This is a genomic window from Bradyrhizobium sp. ISRA436 (assembly GCF_029910015.1).
In the GTDB taxonomy this organism is placed as follows: domain Bacteria; phylum Pseudomonadota; class Alphaproteobacteria; order Rhizobiales; family Xanthobacteraceae; genus Bradyrhizobium.
In genome coordinates, this window is sequence record NZ_CP094519.1 from 6,355,526 (window position 1) to 6,373,965 (window position 18,440).

Genomic DNA, 18,440 nt, shown 5'->3' on the forward strand with positions numbered 1-18,440 from the left:
GTGGCGCGATGATGCGAGCGGCGCATGATCCAAACGGGCTATCACGGCAAGCGCGGCCCACGATTCAGCGCCAGGCTTAACGCCGAACGTCATCGTCGCGCTTTCCCGCGAGCTCACTCACGCGCAGCCGCTCGGCAAACCAGATCGACGTCACCGGCTCGATTGCACCGCCGACATAGACCTCCGACGAAGTCACCCCATTCCGTCCGACGATCACCAGCACGCCGATCTCGTAGGCGAACCAGACATGCGGATCTGTCAGCGCCTGCAGCTTGTGCTGATCGTGCTCGATCGGCTGGTGATTGCTGTCCTTGCGCAGCTCGATGGCCAGCAGATTGTTGGGAATGTCGCGCTGATGCACGACGATGTCGGGATAGATCGATTTGCCGAGATGATCGTCGGATGAGACGGTCGAGCCGCGCGGCAGCCGCAGCGTGCGCTCGCCGAGCCGGTCGTAGTTGCAATCGGTCTGCCAGCCGGCGAACTGCCGCTCGACATAGACCGCCAGCCGGTGAGTGAGTGTCCGCTCGCCGAGATCGCGCTCCAGCAGGAAGCGTTCCTGTGCGTAGAAATCCTGCAGCGCGGCGATCACCTTGTTCAGCTGGGTCTGCATGAGGCCTCCGACTGACAGGGCCGCCGCTGCGGCCGGTTGGGATATGTGCCCTACATCTGCACTTCGATCAGTCGCGGGCCCGGCTCCGCGACGGCTTCCGCTAACGCCTTGTTGAACTCGTCCGCATTGGTCACCGCGCGACCCGGTACGCCCATGCCCTTCGCGAGCGCGACGAAATCGAGCGTCGGTCGGTCGATCTTCAGCATATCCTGCGCGCGCTGGCCTGGCTCGCCGGCGCCGACGCCGTCAAACTCGCCGCGAAGGATCTGGTAGATCCGGTTGGCGAACACGACGGTGACCACGTTGAGCCCTTCGCGTGCCTGCGTCCAGAGCGACTGGATCGTGTACATCGCGCTGCCGTCGCCGACCATGCAGATCACCTTGCGGTCGGGGCATGCGATCGCCGCACCGGTTGCGACCGGCGTCGAGAAGCCGATCGAGCCGCCCATGTTCTGCAGCCAGTCATGCGGCGCCGCGGCGGCCGTCGGCGGAAAGAAGCCGCGGCCGGTGGTGACGGACTCGTCGACCATGATCGCGTTCTCGGGGATGGCATAGGCGATCGCCTGCGCGATCGTCGTGTAATTGAGCGCGCCGGTCGGCTTGACCAGCTCCTGCCGCTGCTGCGGCTTGACATCCTGGGCCGTGGCATGGAGCACGTTGGCGAGCGCCTCGAGCGCCGCGACCGAGTTCTCGCCCCAGGCGGTCATGCGATGCACATCGCAGCCTTCCGCCTTGAGCAGGCTCGGCTTGTTCGGATAGGCGAAGAACGCCACGGGATCGTTGGCCTCGACCAGCACGATGTGCCGGAAGTCTCTGAGGATCGGCAGCGCCTGCTCGATCACGTAGGGAATGCGGTTGATCGAGAACCGGCCACGGCCGCGCGCCATGCGCGGGTGGAAAGTCTGGCCCATCACGGTGCAGCCGGTCTTGCCGGCGATCCGCTCCGCCAGCACCAGCCCCTGCTCGGAGAGCGCGCTGCCGGTGATCAGCAGCAGTGTATGCGCCGCATCGCCGTGCAGGATCCTCGCCGCAGTGTCGACCGCCTGCGGCGAATAGCTCGGGCGCTGCTTCTCCGTCGGCACCTCGGCAATTCCGTCGGCCTCGTTCCAAGCGGTGTCGGCGGGCAGGATCAGCGTTGCGATCTGCGGCGGCGCGCTCTTGGCGGCCGCGATCGCGGCCGCGCCGTCTGACGCGACCGACTTCGCATCCGGCGAGGTGCGCACCCAGGCCGACATCGGCCGCGCCAGCCCCTCGATGTCAGACGTCAGCGGCGCGTTGTAGCCGATGTGATAGGTCGCATGTTGGCCGACGATGTTGACGATGCCGGAATGGGCCTTCTTGGCGTTGTGCAGATTGGCGAGCCCGTTGGCGAGGCCCGGCCCGAGATGCAGCAGCGTCGAGGCCGGCGTGCCCTTCATCCGAAAATAGCCGTCGGCCGCGCCGGTCACGATGCCCTCGAACAGGCCGAGCACGCAGCGCATGCCCGGGACCCTGTCCAGCGCGGCGACGAAATGCATCTCCGACGTGCCCGGGTTGGTAAAGCAGACGTTCACGCCGCCTGCGACCAATGTCCGCACCAGGCTTTCCGCACCATTCATGGTCTCACTCCCGTCAGAGATGTTCTTGTCGGGTCCAGATCAACCATTGTTCACCCGTTTCGTCAAAGGCTTAGCCGATCAATGCAGGTATCGCGTCCGGTGTGTTGCCTTTTTAAACCGTGTTGTTCGAAAGTCGTGATCTCACGGCATCGTCGGTTGCGAAACACCAGAGATTGTGTCCTGTCTCGACACATACTTGATGCTTCCTGGGGGATCACGACGATGCGCCCGATTGCCTTGATCTTTGCTGCGCTCACGGTACTCGCAGGCGCCGACCAGGCGCAGGCGGAATTCTTCGACACCCACGACTTCATGGACAGTGGACCGAACTTCTTCGGCCACGGCGCGAGCCCGATCCCGCGCACCACTGTCAACTATCCGACCAATTATGCGCCCGGCACCATCGTCGTGGATACCGCCGAGCGGCGGCTCTATCTGGTGCTGCCGGGCGGCCAGGCGCTGCGCTACGGCATCGGCGTCGGCCGTGACGGCTTTCGCTGGAGCGGAACCCACCGCGTCAGCGCGAAGAAGGAATGGCCGTCGTGGACGCCACCCTCGCAGATGCTGCGCCGCCGTCCTGATCTGCCGCGCCACATGGCCGGCGGCATCGAGAATCCGCTCGGGGCGCGTGCGATATATCTCGGCTCGACACTGTACCGCATCCACGGCTCGAACGAGCCCGAGACGATCGGCCAGGCGGTCTCGTCCGGCTGCTTCCGCATGACCAATGATGACGTCGTCGACCTCTACAACCGTGTCTCGGTCGGCACCACCGTCGTGGTGAAGAACTGATCGCGCCGGCCTCAGGCGGCGCTGACACAGCGATCCGGCATGACGGCTGATCTTGCCTTGCGCTGCCGCGCCTCTTGCGGCAGCGTCCTCGGAATGCGGCACCGCCTCTCGACCCTGCTCCTCCTCGCCGCGGCAATTGCTGCCGTCGACACCGCGATCACGTCCGCCGTCGCTGCCGAGATTCCGGCGGTCACGTCGCGCCAGCGCGCCGAGAAGAAGGCGTTCAGCGACACCGAGATCGTCGAGGGCTTCCTGAAGACCGCGTTCGGCGCCGAATATCATCTCGCCGGCCGGGTCGATCGCATCAGGAAATACGACAGCCCGGTGCGCGTGTTCGCCGACGGCACCCGCGCCGACCGCAAGACCCAGCTCGCGAAAGTCGTCGCCGACATCCGCGCCAAGGTCCAGCATCTCGACATCGAGATGACCGAGGACACCAGCGCGGCCAATGTGCGCGTCAAGCTCGTGCGTGACCACGACCTCTACCGCACTATCGCGACCTTCTACGGCCGCGAACGCGCCAAGGAGATCCGCAGCTCGCTCGACCCGCAATGCCTGTCCGGCTTCCGCAAGAACGACAACTACGAGATCGAGCATTCCGACGTGATCCTCACCGTCGACAACGGCGACTTCGTCTTCCTCGATTGCGCCTATGAGGAGCTGCTGCAGTCGCTCGGGCCGATCAACGACACCGCGACCGTGCCGTGGACCATGTTCAACGACAATGTCTCGATGGGTTATTTCGACGTCTACGACCAATACCTGCTCAACCTGCTCTACGATCCCCGCATCAAGGCCGGCATGACGGTGCAGGAGGTCAAGGCCGTGCTGCCCGATGTGCTCGCCGACGTGCGCGCCTGGGTGAAGAAGGTGAACCACCTGGAGTGAAGCGAGTCATGGGCGCTTCGCTCGTTGCACACGCCAGTGTCGTCCTGGCGAAAGCCAGAACCCATAAGCACCGTATTTGGTGATGAACGCGATCTTGGCCCCAGCATCGCGCGACAACTGACATTTGGGGTAATGGGTCCTGGCTTTCGCCAGGACGACATCGAGTTTGTGGCACATCTTGTGGGTCATACGTTCGCGCTCCCGCGACATGATCTGTCCGAGCTTTGCATCACATGCCGCCATCTGTTCAAACAGAGGGCGCAGGGAAGACCAGGTGCCGATCACACCCATGGGTCCCGTGCAAATGGAAAGCACGGGAGGTAGGACCACAGGTGAAACCGGAACGATCCCGGCCTTCCCTGCGCGATGGTTTTACGGCTTATACGTGCTCTCCCCGGCGAGACCGGGCTTTGTTGTCACCGTCGTCCGCAAGAGACGCCAGCCTCTTGCGGCGAGACACCTGCCACTGGGGCGTCAGGTCTGCACGATTTCGCCGTCCGCCCCATGCGCACTCGTCAGTTGCACGCGAGGCGTCCACCGCATCCCAACCCAACACTCGTGACGATCGCGAAGCGCCCCTCAAGCGGGTGAGACGGGCTATTCATACACTGAGTTGCACTTCTGAAAAACCGAAATACTTTGCGCGAGAGGTCTTGACAGGTCTTTGACCGAGTTGCCTCGTCGGGCAAATCAGTTCCGGCAAATCACACGATTTTGCGCGCCTCCGGCGCCGGAACCGGCGCGTCGCCTTCAGAGTTAGGGTTGCGGCGGGGGCAGCTGCATGTCAACGCGACGGCCTCAGCAATGAAGAATTTTCCCGATGCTGCATTTTCTCCTGAAGTGATCGAGCTGATGTCCCGGGCGCTGGAATCCTCGGTCGCGACGCTACCCGATCCCGTCAGCACCTCGCAGATCACCCTGATCGCGGAATCGATCCTGCGCACCGCGCATGACGGCGAACGCGAAGTCGACGCGCTGCAACGGATTGCATTGCTGGAGCTTGCGCTGACGTCAGGCAGCTAGAGCAGTTGTCGGCGCAGATGCATATTCGCGCCGCACCACCAGATCGAACAAATGGATTGCGCGCAGGCACAGCGGCGCAGGGGTGCGCGTAACGGGAACTCGAAAAATACCGGATGGCCCAACCCGACCACCCCGTTCTGGTCCGGACGCCGTGCATTGCCGGGCGATCCGGGAAACAATTGGTGATGGGCTTCGTTACTGCCCGCGTCGCGACGTATCGCCAATGCCTGCGCGAATGCGCAGGTGGATGGACCAACCCGCGGAAATCGACAGGCGTCGTCCCGAGGAGGACGCTCGTGCAAGCTGATTAGAACACCTCGATTCACATGGGCTAATGCGTGCTCGTTTGGGTTGGGCACGATGGGTCCGTGTCTGCACCACCTTCGATCCGGGCAAGACCGATGGTCCCAGCTTCAGGGCCTCCTTGAGGAGTTAACCTGAAAGGCTGGGGCCATTCCATGTGGCACCCGCCCGGCCGATATCGGCGCCGAACCACGGGTGTGCTGTCTTGCGGGGCCATTTGCGCTCGGCGCGCGCACAGCGACTTACTGCTATCGTGGAGGTTCGCCTAACATATAGTATGATGCCTTGATCACCTGCATGGGTTGGGAGGGTGAGAAGAGATGTCTAGTTACCTGGACTTGCAGACCCGCAACATGGAGCCGAAGGAAATCACACGCATCATCTCGGCTTACGAGCGCGCGCTGCATACGCTCTGCGTCAGGGACGGCGACGACCCGCTCACGGAGATGATCGCGAAGACGATCATCAAGGTCGCGGAAACCGGTATCGAAGACCCCGCAGAGATTTCGGCACGGGCGATCAGCGAGCTGGAAATGCGATAGCAATCATTTCCTCGACTTCGATCTCAGTGCGGCAATCAGACGCTCTCGGACATTCGCTGCAAGTGATCCAGCCCAGCGACAAGGCAGTTGCGCGCGGCATCTTGTGAAACGTGCGTCCGCGATCGTACCGCCTGCTCTTCTGACGCGCGCCGCCCCATGTTGCCCGTTTTTACCCATTGCAAACATTGTGATCTGCTGCGTTGGCGGAGAGTGATAAAATTACATGATTGGGGCGGAATGATCGGACGATGATGACGCTTCCGAGGAGGTTTCCATGTACAGGCAGATCTTGGGATTGACGACATCTGCTCTCATACTGGCCTACGGCACTGCCGGTGTCTCGGCGCAGGATCAGATGCCGCACCAATCGGATCACCAACAAATGCAATCGCATCCCACGGGTCAGGACGGCGGGGGCATGATGGGGCATGGAGGCATGATGGGTGAGGCCATGATGGGACATATGATGGGTCGCGGCATGATGGGGCCGCCCTTCATGATGCGCATGATATTTGCCTTGATGGACGCCGACGGCGACGGGACCATCTCGCTGCAGGAGTTTCAGGCAGCTCACGAACGAATATTCAGGGCAATGGACACCAATAAAGACGGCAAGCTTACGCTGGAGGAGATGCAAGCGTTCATCCACGGGACGAGGTGATCGGCTTCCCGCGGCAGCCTGAGGTGCAATCAGAACAGCTGCCTCGCCTTTCGAAGGCAAACTGTCCCGCGTTTCGGATGCAATCTTGAGATAGATCAATCTGTCGGTCCGCGTGCCGCGACCCGGATGTCCGCAATTGACCCCTAAAGCAGACCTCACGGTCACCTTTGGCTTAAGGCCGCCTTTTGACCGTAGTCGGGTGTCGCCTTGCGGTCCTCTCACTAACATATGTTAGGAACTAACCTCGGTGCGATCCGCTTGTCGCGACATGGAACGCAAACGCGCCCATGAGGTCCATCTGGTTCGCGTTACAACTGATGACGGCGAACGGCAGATTTGGCTTGCGGCAACGTCGCGGGAAGACGCCGTAGACCGAGTGCTCGACGCCATACCGGAAGGGTGGGCCGCAAGTTTGATCGAGCGTCAGTTTAGCGCCGAAGACGCGGCCGCCTTGAACCTGATGTCCGGAGAGGTCCGCAAGGCATCGGGAGACTAAGGTTTGTACTCAATCAGATGTATAATTTTACGTGGAGATATGATTCAAGCTCTGCATTTGCGGGGCTTGGATCATGGCGGGCGAGTTTTGGTTGAATGATCGGCAGTGGGCAGCAATCGAGCCCTTGCTGCCGCAAAATCAGCCCGGCGCTCGTCGAGTCGATGATCGCCGCGTGATCAGTGGCATCATCCATGTGTTGAAGTCCGGCTGCCGCTGGCGCGATTGCCCGGCAGTGTTCGGCCCTTACACGACCGTCTACAATCGCTGGAACCGCTGGTCGCGGCGCGAGGTCTGGCGCAATCTGTTCGAAGCACTTCGGGGCCTGTCGCCCGATGACGACTTCCAGGCCATCGATTCCACGACCGCCAAGGCGCACCGTGCGGCGGCCGGTGGAAAAGGGGGGCGGAGGCTCAGGCCATCGGTCGTTCCCGCGGTGGCAGGACCACCAAGATCCACGCCGTCTGCGACAGTCTCGGACGCGCCATCGCGCTCGAAGTAACGCCAGGTCAGCGTGGTGACATCCGCGCGGCGCTGCCCCTGCTCAGCTCTCTGCCACCACCGCGTTGCTGTGCGGCCGACACGGCCTATGACGCGAACGAACTGCGGCAATTCCTCATCGAACGGGGAACAACCCCGGTCATCCCAAACAATCCCACCCGAAAACGCTTCCATCCGTTCGACCGCGCCGCATACAAGCGGCGCAACCTCGTCGAGCGCATGTTTTGCAGGCTCAAGGACTGGCGGCGCATTGCAACCCGCTATGACAAGCTCGCCAGAAACTTCCTCTCGGCCGTCAATCTTGCTGCCGCTATCATTTGGTGGACCTGATTGAGTCCGGACCTTAGTCATGGTCGATGAGCGGCCTGATGTCCGGAACTTCGCGCCTTGCCAACAAGGCTGATCTGCCCCAGTGTCCTGGGCCTCCGATCAAGAACAAGCGAAAGAAACTCATGAAGCATCGCCCGCTCGGCCGCTCCGGCCTCACCGTTCCTCCCCTGTGCTTCGGCTGCAATGTCTTCGGCTGGACGGTGGACGAGACTTCATCCTTTCGATTGCTCGACACGGTGCTCGAACACGGGCTGACGTTTCTGGATACGGCAGACGTCTATTCGCGCTGGGTGCCGGGCCATAGCGGCGGCGAGTCCGAGACGATCATCGGCAAATGGATGAAGGCGCGCGGCAACCGCGATCGCGTCATCCTCGCCACCAAGGTCGGCATGGACATGGGCAACGGCAATGTCGGGCTGAAGCCGGACTATATCGCGCGCGCCGTCGAGGACTCGCTGCGACGGCTGCAGACCGATACCATCGACCTGTACCAATCCCACAAGGATGATGAGGCGACCCCGCAGGAAGAGACGCTCGCGGCCTACGACAAGCTGATCAAGGCCGGCAAGATCCGGGCGATCGGAGCATCGAACTTCTCCGCGGAGCGGCTGAAGAGCGCGCTTGAGATTTCCAGGGCGAACGGGCTGCCCCGCTACGAAGCCATGCAGCCCGAATACAGCCTGGTGGAGCGGTCGAGCTACGAAGGTGCGCTGCAACGTGTCTGCGAGGACAACGAGGTCGGCGTGATCACGTTCTTCTCTCTCGCCGCGGGATTTCTGACCGGCAAGTATCGCTCGGAGAGCGACTTTGCCAAGAGCCCGCGTGGTGCGCGCAGCATTCCAAAATACATGAATCCGGGCGGCAAGCGCATCTTGGCCTGCCTCGACGAGATCTCAGCTGAAACCCGCGCCGAGCCTGCCGCGATCGCGCTCGCCTGGCTGATGGCCAAGCCGTCCGTCACCGCGCCGATTGCCAGTGCGACCAAGCCCGAGCACGTCGCGACGCTTGTCGCGGCAACCAGGCTCGAGCTGACGAAAAATCAGATCGAACGCCTGGACGCAGCGAGCACGTAGAACGAACCGGCGCTCGCGCGCCAAGGCTGGATGAGTTGTGATTGAAGCGGCTCGCCGCGGTTTCGGTTCACCTCTCCCCGCCGGGGAGAGGTCGGATTGCGCTCGGCGATGCGAAGCATCGTCCGGTGCAATCCGGCTGAGGGCCTGCGCTCTCGATAGACCGTAACCACTCACCCGATTTGCTGCGCAAATCGACCTCTCCCAAGAGAGAGGTGAACCTAGCCCCACGGACCACGAGGAGTGGACGAGCCGCCCCACGGACCGCGCGGCGGATAGCCCGCCGGCGCGGAGCGCGGCGCGACCTGCGCGCCGAGCTCGGCGGCGAGCTGCTGCAGCGCCGCAATGCGGTTCGCGGTCGAGGGATGGGTGGCAAACAGATTGTCGACGCCGTGGCCCGACAGCGGGTTGATGATGAACATGTGCGCGGTCGCGGGATTGCGCTCGGCCTCCATGTTCGGCACCTGATGCGCGGCGTTCTCGATCTTGGTGAGTGCGGACGCCAGCCACATCGGCTGTCCGACGATGCGCGCGCCATAATTGTCTGCGGCGTATTCACGAGTGCGGCTGATCGCCATCTGCACCAGCATGGCGCCGAGCGGCGCCAGGATCATCATCGCGATCGAGCCGATGATGCCCGGGCCGTTGTTGCTGTTGCGGTTGCCGAAGAACATGCCGAACTGCGCCAGCATCGAGATCGCGCCGGCGATCGTCGCGGTGATCGTCATCGTCAGCGTGTCGTGATGCTTGATATGCGCGAGCTCGTGCGCAATCACGCCGGCGAGCTCCTCGCGGCTGAGCTGGCGGATCAGGCCGGTGGTAACCGCGACCGCGGCGTTCTCCGGGTTGCGGCCGGTCGCGAACGCGTTGGGCTGCGCCTCGTCCATCAGGAACACGCGCGGCATCGGCAAGCTTGCGCGCCGGGCAAGCTCGGCGACGAGATCGGTGAGCTCCGGCGCGGACTGCCGGTCGACCTGATGGGCGCCGTACATCGACAGCACCATGCGGTCGGAATTCCAGTAGGTGAACAGATTGGTCGCAGCCGCGACCAGAAGCGCGATGATAGCGCCGACACCGCCGCCGATCAGATAGCCGACGCCCATGAACAAAGCGGTGAGGCCGGCAAGCAGGAGCGCGGTGCGGACATAGTTCATCGTGGTCCCCTGAAGGCAGCGGGAATGCTGCCACAACTGACGCCATTCAGGTAGGGATTCGGCGGCTCGCGCCGCAAGGGGAACCGCTGCGTCCCGGCGACGCGGGCAAGCTTAACAATCGGTCATCCGTCCCGTCCTGGGACCGCCGGGCCGCTATCCGTCCACCACGCCGGCAGCCGTCTCACGTACGGCCTTCGGCTCGGTTTCGCGCAACGCGACGCGCAGCATCCGTGCGAGCTCGGCGCGGCTGTAGGGCTTTGCCAGGAACAGGATGCCCTCGTCGAGCCTGCCGTCCTGGTCGAGGGCATTCTCGGTGTAACCCGACGTGAACAACACTCGCAAACCGGGCCGCCGCTTCTGCGCCTCGGTCGCGAGGTCGCGCCCGTTCATCGCACCGGGCATGATGACGTCGGTGAACAGCAGATCGACCGGCGCGCCGCTGTCCAGCACGGCCAGCGCCTCGGGGCAATTGTTGGCCGACAGCGGCGTGTAACCGAGGCTTTCGATCTGCGTGAGCACGTAGGAGCGCACCAGCTTGTCGTCGTCGACGACGAGCACGATCTCCTGCGCGCCGCGCAGATCCGGCTGCCGCTTGTCGGCCAAGGCCGGCTGCGACGTTGCGGCGGCGCGCGGCAGATAGAGCACGACGCGCGTGCCGCGGCCGACCGTGCTGTCGAGGCTGATGTGGCCGTTGGACTGCTTGACGAAGCCGTAGACCATGCTCAAGCCGAGCCCGGTGCCCTTGCCGACATCCTTGGTGGTGAAGAACGGCTCAAAGACCTTCGGCAGATCGGCTTCCGCGATGCCGTGGCCGGTGTCGGTCAGCGCGATCGCGACATAGTCGCCGGCGGCGAGCCCGTCATGGCCATGCACGTCGGCCGGCTTGAGCTCGGCGGCGCGGGTCTCGATCAGGAGCGTGCCGCCCTTGGGCATCGCGTCGCGTGAGTTCAGCGCCAGATTGATGATCGCGGTGACGAGCTGGTTGGAATCGACCAGCGCGCGCGGAAGGTCGGGCGCGGCGCGCAGATCGATGTCGACACGATCGCCGATGGTCGGCCGCAGCAGCTCGATCGTGTCAGCGATCAGCGCGTTGACATCGACGTCGGTCGGCTGCAACGGCTGCCGCCGCGCGAACGCGAGCAGATGCCGCGTCAGCGACGCACCGCGCTCGGCGGCGTCGCGGATCAGGCCGGTGATCTCGGCGAGCTGCCGGTTGTGCGTCACCGCCTCGGCGAGGATGTCGATCGTGCCGGTGATCACGGTGAGGATGTTGTTGAAGTCGTGCGCGATGCCGCCAGTGAGCTGGCCGACCGCCTCCATCTTCTGCGCCTGGCGGATCTTGTTCTCGTTGGCCTCGGCCTCGCGGAAGCGCTGCAGCAGCACCTCCGAGCGCTGGCGCTGCCGTCCTTCCTCCGCGAGCGCGATATGCGCCTCGCGCAACTGCGCTGCGGTCGGGATCGCCAGCACCTTCGGGATCAGCGGCCACAGCAGCACCGCGGTGAAGATCGAGGCGATGGCGGTGAGCGCCTTGATCAGGCCCTCGAGACCGTAGACCGGGACCCACAGCGTGTAGATCGCGAACACGTGCGTCAGTCCGCAGGCGAGGATGAAGGTGGCGAACGGCCAGGCCATCCAGCCGAACTGGAAATCGCGGCGCTTGTAAACGACGATCGCGAGCGCAAACGGAATCGAGAAATACGACGCCGCAATGATCGCGTCGGAAATGACATGAAGCCAGATCAGCTCCGGCTCCCACAGCAGGCAGATGCCATGAGGCGAAAGCGTCGACGAGTCCAAGAGACGCTCGAGAAAACTCCACATGGGTCCCTCCGGGCGTGATGGATCCGCCGACCCCTGCCCGCGAATCACCGGCCGATCATAGCGGCGGCGGATGGCCGCGCCGACGCCCAAATAGTCTACCCCGTTGTTGCGCCGCGTCGAGCTGGTGTATGCAGGACGAGCCTTTTCGCCTTCCCCCAGCCCGGTGACATCGATGCCAGCATGCTCCCCCCGCGTCCCGATGACGATCGCTGCGATGACGGCCGCGCTGGCCCTTTCATCCGTCGCGTCGGCGCAACAGCCGTTTCCGCCGCCCGTAAAACCCCTGCCTGCGAAGCCGCGGCCGGCTGTGGCCTCGCCGCGGGCCGCGTCATGCCACAACGGGCAGAGCTTCGACCGCTTTCTCGCCGAGCTGAAGCAAAGGGCCGTCGCGGCCGGCGTTTCGCAGCAGACCATCGCGGAGGCCTCGCCCTACCTCGTCTACGACCAGGGCATCGTCAATCGCGACCGCGGCCAGCGCGTGTTCGGCCAGCTATTCACCCAGTTCGCCGGCCGCATGGCCGCGACCTATCGCATGCAGCAGGGCCAGCAGTACATCAGGACCTATGCCGCAGCCTTCGCCCGCGCCGAGAAGGAGTATGGCGTGCCACCCGCGGTGATCGCCGCGTTCTGGGGACTGGAGAGCGATTTCGGCGCCCAAATGGGCAATCTGCCGACGCTGAAATCGCTGGTGTCGCTCGCCTATGATTGCCGCCGCTCCGAGATGTTCCAGGGCGAGACCATCGCGGCGCTGAAGGTCATCGATCGCGGCGATCTGACGCCCGACGAGATGATCGGCTCCTGGGCCGGCGAGCTCGGGCAGACGCAATTCCTGCCGACGCATTACTTCAACTACGCGGTCGACTATGACGGTGACGGCCGTCGCAACTTGTTGAGCAGCGGGCCCGACGTGATCGGCTCGACTGCGAACTACATCGCCAACGGATTGAAGTGGCGGCGCGGCGAGCCGTGGCTGCAGGAGGTGCGCGTGCCGCAGGCGGCGAACTTCGCAAGTTTCCCTTGGGACCAGGCCGACCTGACCATCAAGCTGCCGCGCGCGAAATGGGCTTCGCTCGGCGTCACCATGAGCGATGGCAAGCCGCTGCCGAACGACGACATGCCGGCGTCGCTGCTGCTGCCGATGGGCCGGATGGGGCCGGCGTTTCTCGCCTACGCGAATTTCGCCGCCTACACCGAGTGGAATAACTCGCTGATCTATTCGACCACCGCCGGCTATCTCGCCAGCCGCATCGCAGGCAGCCCGCCGATGCAGCGCCCCCACGGGCCGGTCGCGCAACTGCCGTTCCACGAGATCAAGGAGCTGCAAGGGCTTCTGGTGCGCGCCGGCTTCGATGTCGGCAAGGTCGACGGCGTGCTGGGACAGGCGAGCCGCAGCGCGGTGAAGGCGATGCAGCTCAAATACGGCCTGCCGGCGGATTCCTGGCCGACCGCCGAGCTCTTGGCGCGGATGCGCGGGACGCGCACGCCGCCGCCCACGGAAGCCGCGTTGCCGGGGATACGGTAAGACCTCGTCGGGCGCTCACGGGGTAACGTACGCTGCACCTACCCCGCGCAATGGCTTCGCCATTGTCGCTGGGATGACGGGGAGCCTCGCGAAGAATATTTGACCAAGTGTTACAGCTTCCCGCAGTTGTATTCCTCCCCCTGCCGCCCCATTTGCAGCATCGCCGTTCGGCACATCCGATTTCCGCATCGAGAGAGCATCCTATGTCCTTTTATGACGCTGTGGTCCCCGCCTACCTGCAAATCCTCAACAGCCTCACCGGCCTCCTCACCAAGGCCGAGGCGCATTGCGAGGCCAGGAAGATCCAGCCCGAGGTGCTGCTGGGATCGCGGCTCTATCCGGACATGCTGCCGCTGGCCAAGCAGGTGCAGCTCGTCTGCGATCATGCCTCAAGAGGCTGCGCGCGGCTGACGCATAGCGAGGTGCCGTCGACGCCCGACACCGAGACGACGTTTACCGAATTGAAGCAGCGGCTGGCCAAGACGATCGATTACGTGAAGTCGTTCACCCCCGCGCAGTTCGAGGGTGCCGACGCCAAGGATGTCACTTTCCCGGTCGGCGCCGGCCGCACCATGACCCTGAAGGGCCAGCAATTCCTCAGCGCGTTTTCGTTCCCGAACTTCTATTTCCACGCCGTGACCGCGCACGGGATCCTGCGCCACAACGGCGTCGAGATCGGCAAGCGCGATTTCCTCGGCGTGAGCTGACGCGACCTCTGCGTCATTCCGGAGCGATGCGCAGCATCGAATCCGGAATCTCGAGATTCCGGGTTCGTCCTTCGGACGCCCCGGAATGACGGCAGAGTTAAATTCCCCGTCACGGGATTTTCCGCCTTCGTCAAGGCTTTGGCGGACACGTCGCCTCGCGCGCGCCGCCGTGCTAGTGCTCCCTACAACAACAAGACGTCAGGGAGCACGCCATGTCCACCACCACCCACGCGCCGAAATCCATCGATCCCTCCGCTTCGCTGCATGCAGAGTCGCTCGGGCAGGCGAAGCACCACGGCCGCCTCGCCGGCCGCCGCATCATCGTGGTCGGCGCGGGACAGCGCAACACCGTCGATGAGGAACCGCCTGTTGGCAACGGCCGCGCGATGAGCGTGCTGTTCGCGCGCGAGGGCGCGTCTGTCGCGTGCCTCGACATCAACAAGGAAGCCGCCGACGACACCGTCGCGCAGATCACACGCGAAGGCGGCAAGGCCTTCACCGACGTGGTCGACGTCTCCGACGTTGCGCAGATCGCCCCTGCGGTCGAGCGCTGCACCGAGAGGCTCGGCGGGCTCGACGGGCTGGCGCTGAATGTCGGCATCTCCTGCGGCCTGTCGCTGCCCAACATGACGGCAGAGGCGTGGGACCGCGACTATGCCTCAACGTTCGCAGCCACATGCTGTTCGCGCAGAAGGCGCTGGAGGTGATGGCGCCCGGCGGCGCGATCATCCTGATCTCCTCGATGGCGAGCCAGCGCGCCGGCGGCCGCAACCCGGCCTATGAATCCTCCAAGGCCGCGCAGATCGCGCTGGGCCGGGCGATCGCGCGCGCGGGCGAGGACAAGGGCATTCGCTGCAATGTGATCGCGCCCGGCTTCATGGACACGCCGATGGGCCGCGACGCCAGCCGAAGGCGGGCGGACCGGGCATTGACAGTGCCTTTCGGCCGCCAGGGCACCGGATGGGAGGTCGCCTATACCGCGTTGTTCCTGATTTCAAACGAATCTTCCTACGTGAACGCGCACACGCTGTTCCTTGACGCAGGTCATATGGGCGGGATCGTGCGTGGCTAACCTGCAGCATACGAATGGCGCGCCCATTGCGCTTGTCGCCGCAATGCACAACTGTCCGCTATCCGTCATTTCCTGGAACACTTCCCGATGAGCCAATCGACCAAACTCTTCGAGCCCTTCAAGCTTGGCCCGCTGACGCTGCCGAACCGCCTGGTGATGGCGCCGCTGACGCGCAACCGCGCGGTGCCGCCCGGCATGGTGCCGAGCCCGCTCGCGGTGGACTACTACGCCCAGCGCGCCTCCGCCGGCCTCCTGATATCAGAGGCGAGCCAGGTCTCGCAGCAGGGCCAGGGCTACCAGGACACGCCCGGCATCTATTCGAAGGAGCAGGTCGAAGGCTGGAAGAAGGTCACCGATCGCGTGCACGAGCGCGGCGGCCGCATCTTCATCCAGCTCTGGCATGTCGGCCGTATCTCGCACACCTCACTACAGCCCGGCGGTGGCAAGCCTGTTGCGCCGTCGGCGATCCGCGCCAAGGGCAAGACCTTTGTGAACGGCACCTTCACCGACATCTCCGAGCCGCGCGCGCTGGAGCTCTCCGAAATTCCCGGGATCATCGACGACTTCAAGCGCGGCACGGCAAACGCGCTGGCCGCCGGCTTCGACGGCGTCGAGATCCACGGCGCCAACGGCTATCTGCTCGACCAGTTCGCCAGGAACGGCACCAACAAGCGCACCGATGCTTACGGCGGATCGATCGAGAACCGCGCGAAGCTGATGCTTGAGGTCTCGAAGGCGGTCGCGGCGGAAGCCGGCGCCGACCGCACCGGCATCCGCATCTCGCCGGTGACGCCGGCCAACGACGCCTCCGACTCCAACCCGCAGCCGCTGTTCGACTACATCGTCGACCACCTCAATGCGCTGAAGCTGGCCTACATCCACGTCATCGAGGGCGCGACCGGCGGCCCGCGCGACATCGCGCCGTTCGACTACGCGTCCTTGCGCACGCGCTTCAAGCAGGCCTACATCGCCAACAATGGCTACGACTTCGCGCTCGCGAACAAGGGGCTCGATGCCGGCGCCGCCGACCTGATCGCCTTCGGCAAGCCGTTCATCTCCAACCCCGATTTGGTCGAGCGATTGAAGAAGGGCGCGCCCCTCAACGATTGGGACAAGGCCACCTTCTACGGCGGCGGCGCCAAGGGCTACACGGACTATCCGACGCTGAAAGCGACCGAAGCCGCGGAATAATCCCGGGCGTCCGAAACATCATGCGATCCGGGGCGCACCCGCGTCCTGGATTTTTTTATGCGTCGATGGCCGGTGGAGAGCCTTAGCCAGCCACGCCGCCGCGCGGTGAGAGCTGGCCACAATGCCCGATGCCGCGTAGCATGGACCGTATCGAGCAAGCCTAGACACGATCGCGCAAGGGATGAGCAGGGATAACGCCGAGGATATCGTTCGCCGCGCGACCGCTGCCTTCAACGCCGGCCGGCATGACGAAGCGATCGGGCTCTGCGAACGCGGCCTCGTGCGCGACCCCGGCGAGCCCATGTTGAACCATCTGCTGGCCGCGGTGCGGTTCGCCAAAGGCGAGATCGCGCCGGCATGCACGCACATCGAGACGAGCCTGGCGCGGCGCCCCGACAACGTCGCGGCCCGGCTGCTCGCCGCCCGCATCGCGCGCGCCGGCGGCGAATTCGATGCGGCGCTGACGCATCTCGACCGCGCGATCGCGCTCAAGCCGCAGCGCGATGTCTTTGTCGAGAAGGCGCGCACGCTCGAGCTGGCCGGCCGGAAAACGCAAGCGCGCGAGGCCTGGGAGGCGATCCTCACGGTCATCCCGCAGCATCAGGAAGCAACCGCAAGGCTCGGCCGGTTGGCGTGGGAGGATGGCGACCTCACCGCCGCCGTGAACCTGCTGGAGCGCGCCACCGCGAACGACGCGCCGGCCTCGGTCTGGTTCGATCTCGGCGTGGCGCGGCAGGACCTGCGCGATCATGATGGAGCCGCGCGCGCCTACAGCAAGGCGCTCGAGCTCAAGCCCGATTACGCCGAGGCTGCGCTCAATCTGGGAATCGCGCTGCAGGACGGCGGCGCCCCCGATGCAGCGATCGGCGCGTTCGCGCGCGCCTACGGCCTGCGTCCGCAATTGTTCGGATCGATCGCGATGGCGCTGACCTCGGCCTCGCATGGCCGCCTGTGGCTCGACGAGGACGCGCTGCGCGAGGCGCTGGAGCATGATGAAAGTGGATTAAGCTGAAACGGTGTCAGGAGTCACCTCTCCCTTTGGGAGAGGTGATTTGCGCAGCAAATCGGGTGAGGGGTTACGGTGTATCGAGAGCGCAAAGCCCTCACCCGGATTGCACCGGACGATGCTCCGCATCGCCGAGCGCAATCCGACCTCTCCCCGACGGGGAGAGGTGAACCGCGGCGTGTCGATTCAACCAAAACTGATCGCGCGTTAGGTGGTTAGGCGCCCGCGCCTGGCGCGGAAATGCTTGCGATAGACATTGGGCGCGGCCAGCACGTCGGAGACGACCTTGGAGTAGGCCTGCTGGTGCGCCTCGTCGAACGGCTCGAACACCAGCTCCGGCGCCTCGCGCGGCACCGCAAAGCATTGCGCGACCGGCGTGCCCTTCGGCAGCACGCCGGCAAAATCCGGCTGCGTCCAGACCGCCGGGAAATTGATACCGCCATCGTGAAACCGGTCGGCATCGACCAGCCCTGAGATCAGGCGGAACGGCAAATCGTCGCGATTGACCGGATGGGTCGCAAACAGCGACCAGCCCGGCTGGACCTCGATGGTCCAGAAGCTGTTGAACTTGAGCGCGGCCTGGCCTTTGGCGAACGGCGCACCGGCGAACTGCGCCACAGGATGGAAGCTGAGCGGCGCGCGCGGATGGCCCTCGGTCGCGGGCTCCGGAATGTCCCAGTCCCAGGCGAATGCCCCGCGCTCGACCCTGACGTCGCAGGGCAGCGGAATCATCATCCCATAGGCCATTGCATCGACGAAGGGCGGGCATTGCTTGACCGTGCGGATCTCGCGGCCGTGGATCTCGGAATGTGCCTTCGCCGGCATCGCACGCAGCCAGTGGGGCAACGCGCTGCGCGCCGGAAACGGCCGCACCAAATGATCGGCGAGCCTCGGATCGCAACGGAACGTCATGCGCATGGCGAACTCCTAGAGCCTGATGACATTGGACCGGACAGTGGCCGCGAAGGAACTGCGGCTCCGGGAGGGCTGGGGTGGGGGTATCTCCGCAATCGACGTTCTTTGTTGGGAGAGAACCCCCACCCGAATCGCATCTATCGATGCGATCCGACCTCCCCCGCAAGCGGGAGAGGTGGAACGAGTGTGTGTCGACAGGTCGATCAACCCAACTTCATCCCGCTGTGGGCCGGCGCAC

General features: G+C 64.4%; 16 protein-coding genes and 2 pseudogenes. 12 read left to right on the forward strand and 6 right to left on the reverse strand.

The window, feature by feature from the left end:
• Positions 1-76: 76 nt before the first annotated feature.
• Together MTX23_RS29590 and MTX23_RS29595 are read right to left on the reverse strand one after the other, a co-directional pair.
• Positions 77-613: a hypothetical protein gene (locus MTX23_RS29590; protein ID WP_280973656.1), complete on the reverse strand. Its 537-nt coding sequence runs from the start codon at positions 611-613 to the stop codon at positions 77-79.
• Between the two features lie 50 nt (positions 614-663).
• Positions 664-2,211 (reverse strand): acetolactate synthase large subunit, encoded by a 1,548-nt coding sequence (locus MTX23_RS29595; RefSeq protein WP_280973657.1) that lies wholly within the window; start codon positions 2,209-2,211, stop codon positions 664-666.
• Positions 2,212-2,433: 222 nt separating this feature from the next.
• On the opposite strand from MTX23_RS29595, the gene MTX23_RS29600 reads away from it, so the two are divergent.
• Together MTX23_RS29600 and MTX23_RS29605 are read left to right on the forward strand one after the other, a co-directional pair.
• Positions 2,434-3,003, forward strand: coding sequence for a L,D-transpeptidase (locus MTX23_RS29600; protein ID WP_280973658.1), 570 nt, complete (start codon positions 2,434-2,436; stop codon positions 3,001-3,003).
• Between the two features lie 93 nt (positions 3,004-3,096).
• Complete coding sequence (locus MTX23_RS29605; protein ID WP_280978249.1) at positions 3,097-3,891, forward strand: DUF2927 domain-containing protein; 795 nt, start codon at positions 3,097-3,099, stop codon at positions 3,889-3,891.
• A 6-nt stretch (positions 3,892-3,897) separates the two neighbouring features.
• Here the strand turns inward: MTX23_RS29605 and MTX23_RS29610 are convergent, their stop codons facing one another.
• Positions 3,898-4,182, reverse strand: coding sequence for a hypothetical protein (locus MTX23_RS29610; protein ID WP_280973659.1), 285 nt, complete (start codon positions 4,180-4,182; stop codon positions 3,898-3,900).
• A gap of 423 nt (positions 4,183-4,605) precedes the next feature.
• Here MTX23_RS29610 and MTX23_RS29615 point away from each other — a divergent pair, with 423 nt between their 5' ends.
• The 5 genes and pseudogenes from MTX23_RS29615 (at position 4,606) to MTX23_RS29635 (ending at position 8,817) form a co-directional block, all read left to right on the forward strand.
• On the forward strand, positions 4,606-4,914 hold the full coding sequence (locus MTX23_RS29615) for a hypothetical protein (RefSeq protein ID WP_348637532.1): 309 nt from the start codon (positions 4,606-4,608) through the stop codon (positions 4,912-4,914).
• Positions 4,915-5,537: 623 nt separating this feature from the next.
• Positions 5,538-5,759, forward strand: a complete 222-nt coding sequence (locus MTX23_RS29620) for a hypothetical protein (RefSeq protein ID WP_280973660.1) — start codon at positions 5,538-5,540, stop codon at positions 5,757-5,759.
• Between the two features lie 274 nt (positions 5,760-6,033).
• A complete protein-coding gene (locus MTX23_RS29625; protein ID WP_280973661.1) occupies positions 6,034-6,420 on the forward strand; it encodes an EF-hand domain-containing protein in 387 nt (128 codons plus the stop codon).
• A 569-nt stretch (positions 6,421-6,989) separates the two neighbouring features.
• Positions 6,990-7,744, forward strand: a pseudogene (locus tag MTX23_RS29630) (IS5 family transposase).
• 122 nt (positions 7,745-7,866) lie between these two features.
• Positions 7,867-8,817, forward strand: a complete 951-nt coding sequence (locus MTX23_RS29635) for an aldo/keto reductase (RefSeq protein WP_280973663.1) — start codon at positions 7,867-7,869, stop codon at positions 8,815-8,817.
• A 218-nt stretch (positions 8,818-9,035) separates the two neighbouring features.
• On the opposite strand, the gene htpX is transcribed toward MTX23_RS29635, so the two are convergent.
• Together htpX and MTX23_RS29645 are read right to left on the reverse strand one after the other, a co-directional pair.
• On the reverse strand, positions 9,036-9,968 hold the full coding sequence (htpX, locus tag MTX23_RS29640) for a zinc metalloprotease HtpX (protein WP_280973664.1): 933 nt from the start codon (positions 9,966-9,968) through the stop codon (positions 9,036-9,038).
• 153 nt (positions 9,969-10,121) lie between these two features.
• Entirely contained in the window at positions 10,122-11,789 is a 1,668-nt protein-coding gene (locus MTX23_RS29645) for an ATP-binding protein (RefSeq protein ID WP_280973665.1), read from the reverse strand.
• A gap of 172 nt (positions 11,790-11,961) precedes the next feature.
• Here MTX23_RS29645 and MTX23_RS29650 point away from each other — a divergent pair, with 172 nt between their 5' ends.
• The 5 genes and pseudogenes from MTX23_RS29650 to MTX23_RS29670 all read left to right on the forward strand — a co-directional run bounded on the left by MTX23_RS29650 (position 11,962) and on the right by MTX23_RS29670 (position 17,293).
• Positions 11,962-13,311 (forward strand): lytic murein transglycosylase, encoded by a 1,350-nt coding sequence (locus tag MTX23_RS29650; RefSeq protein WP_280973666.1) that lies wholly within the window; start codon positions 11,962-11,964, stop codon positions 13,309-13,311.
• Positions 13,312-13,514: 203 nt separating this feature from the next.
• Positions 13,515-14,018: a DUF1993 domain-containing protein gene (locus tag MTX23_RS29655; RefSeq protein WP_280973667.1), complete on the forward strand. Its 504-nt coding sequence runs from the start codon at positions 13,515-13,517 to the stop codon at positions 14,016-14,018.
• A gap of 386 nt (positions 14,019-14,404) precedes the next feature.
• Positions 14,405-15,090, forward strand: a pseudogene (locus MTX23_RS29660) (SDR family oxidoreductase).
• An 87-nt stretch (positions 15,091-15,177) separates the two neighbouring features.
• On the forward strand, positions 15,178-16,281 hold the full coding sequence (locus tag MTX23_RS29665; RefSeq protein ID WP_280973668.1) for an alkene reductase: 1,104 nt from the start codon (positions 15,178-15,180) through the stop codon (positions 16,279-16,281).
• 181 nt (positions 16,282-16,462) lie between these two features.
• Entirely contained in the window at positions 16,463-17,293 is an 831-nt protein-coding gene (locus MTX23_RS29670) for a tetratricopeptide repeat protein (RefSeq protein ID WP_280973669.1), read from the forward strand.
• 201 nt (positions 17,294-17,494) lie between these two features.
• Here the strand turns inward: MTX23_RS29670 and MTX23_RS29675 are convergent, their stop codons facing one another.
• Entirely contained in the window at positions 17,495-18,205 is a 711-nt protein-coding gene (locus MTX23_RS29675) for a hypothetical protein (protein ID WP_280973670.1), read from the reverse strand.
• Positions 18,206-18,440 lie beyond the last annotated feature (235 nt).

Excerpts from the sequence above, each read along its gene's own strand:
- MTX23_RS29590 (WP_280973656.1), bottom strand. The coding sequence starts at position 613 with ATGCAGACCCAGCTGAACAAGGTGATCGCCGCGCTGCAGGATTTCTAC.
- MTX23_RS29595 (WP_280973657.1), bottom strand. The coding sequence starts at position 2,211 with ATGAATGGTGCGGAAAGCCTGGTGCGGACATTGGTCGCAGGCGGCGTG.
- MTX23_RS29600 (WP_280973658.1), top strand. The coding sequence starts at position 2,434 with ATGCGCCCGATTGCCTTGATCTTTGCTGCGCTCACGGTACTCGCAGGC.
- MTX23_RS29605 (WP_280978249.1), top strand. The coding sequence starts at position 3,097 with ATGCGGCACCGCCTCTCGACCCTGCTCCTCCTCGCCGCGGCAATTGCT.
- MTX23_RS29610 (WP_280973659.1), bottom strand. The coding sequence starts at position 4,182 with ATGGGTGTGATCGGCACCTGGTCTTCCCTGCGCCCTCTGTTTGAACAG.
- MTX23_RS29620 (WP_280973660.1), top strand. The coding sequence starts at position 5,538 with ATGTCTAGTTACCTGGACTTGCAGACCCGCAACATGGAGCCGAAGGAA.
- MTX23_RS29625 (WP_280973661.1), top strand. The coding sequence starts at position 6,034 with ATGTACAGGCAGATCTTGGGATTGACGACATCTGCTCTCATACTGGCC.
- MTX23_RS29635 (WP_280973663.1), top strand. The coding sequence starts at position 7,867 with ATGAAGCATCGCCCGCTCGGCCGCTCCGGCCTCACCGTTCCTCCCCTG.
- htpX (WP_280973664.1), bottom strand. The coding sequence starts at position 9,968 with ATGAACTATGTCCGCACCGCGCTCCTGCTTGCCGGCCTCACCGCTTTG.
- MTX23_RS29645 (WP_280973665.1), bottom strand. The coding sequence starts at position 11,789 with ATGTGGAGTTTTCTCGAGCGTCTCTTGGACTCGTCGACGCTTTCGCCT.
- MTX23_RS29650 (WP_280973666.1), top strand. The coding sequence starts at position 11,962 with ATGCCAGCATGCTCCCCCCGCGTCCCGATGACGATCGCTGCGATGACG.
- MTX23_RS29655 (WP_280973667.1), top strand. The coding sequence starts at position 13,515 with ATGTCCTTTTATGACGCTGTGGTCCCCGCCTACCTGCAAATCCTCAAC.
- MTX23_RS29665 (WP_280973668.1), top strand. The coding sequence starts at position 15,178 with ATGAGCCAATCGACCAAACTCTTCGAGCCCTTCAAGCTTGGCCCGCTG.
- MTX23_RS29670 (WP_280973669.1), top strand. The coding sequence starts at position 16,463 with ATGAGCAGGGATAACGCCGAGGATATCGTTCGCCGCGCGACCGCTGCC.
- MTX23_RS29675 (WP_280973670.1), bottom strand. The coding sequence starts at position 18,205 with ATGCGCATGACGTTCCGTTGCGATCCGAGGCTCGCCGATCATTTGGTG.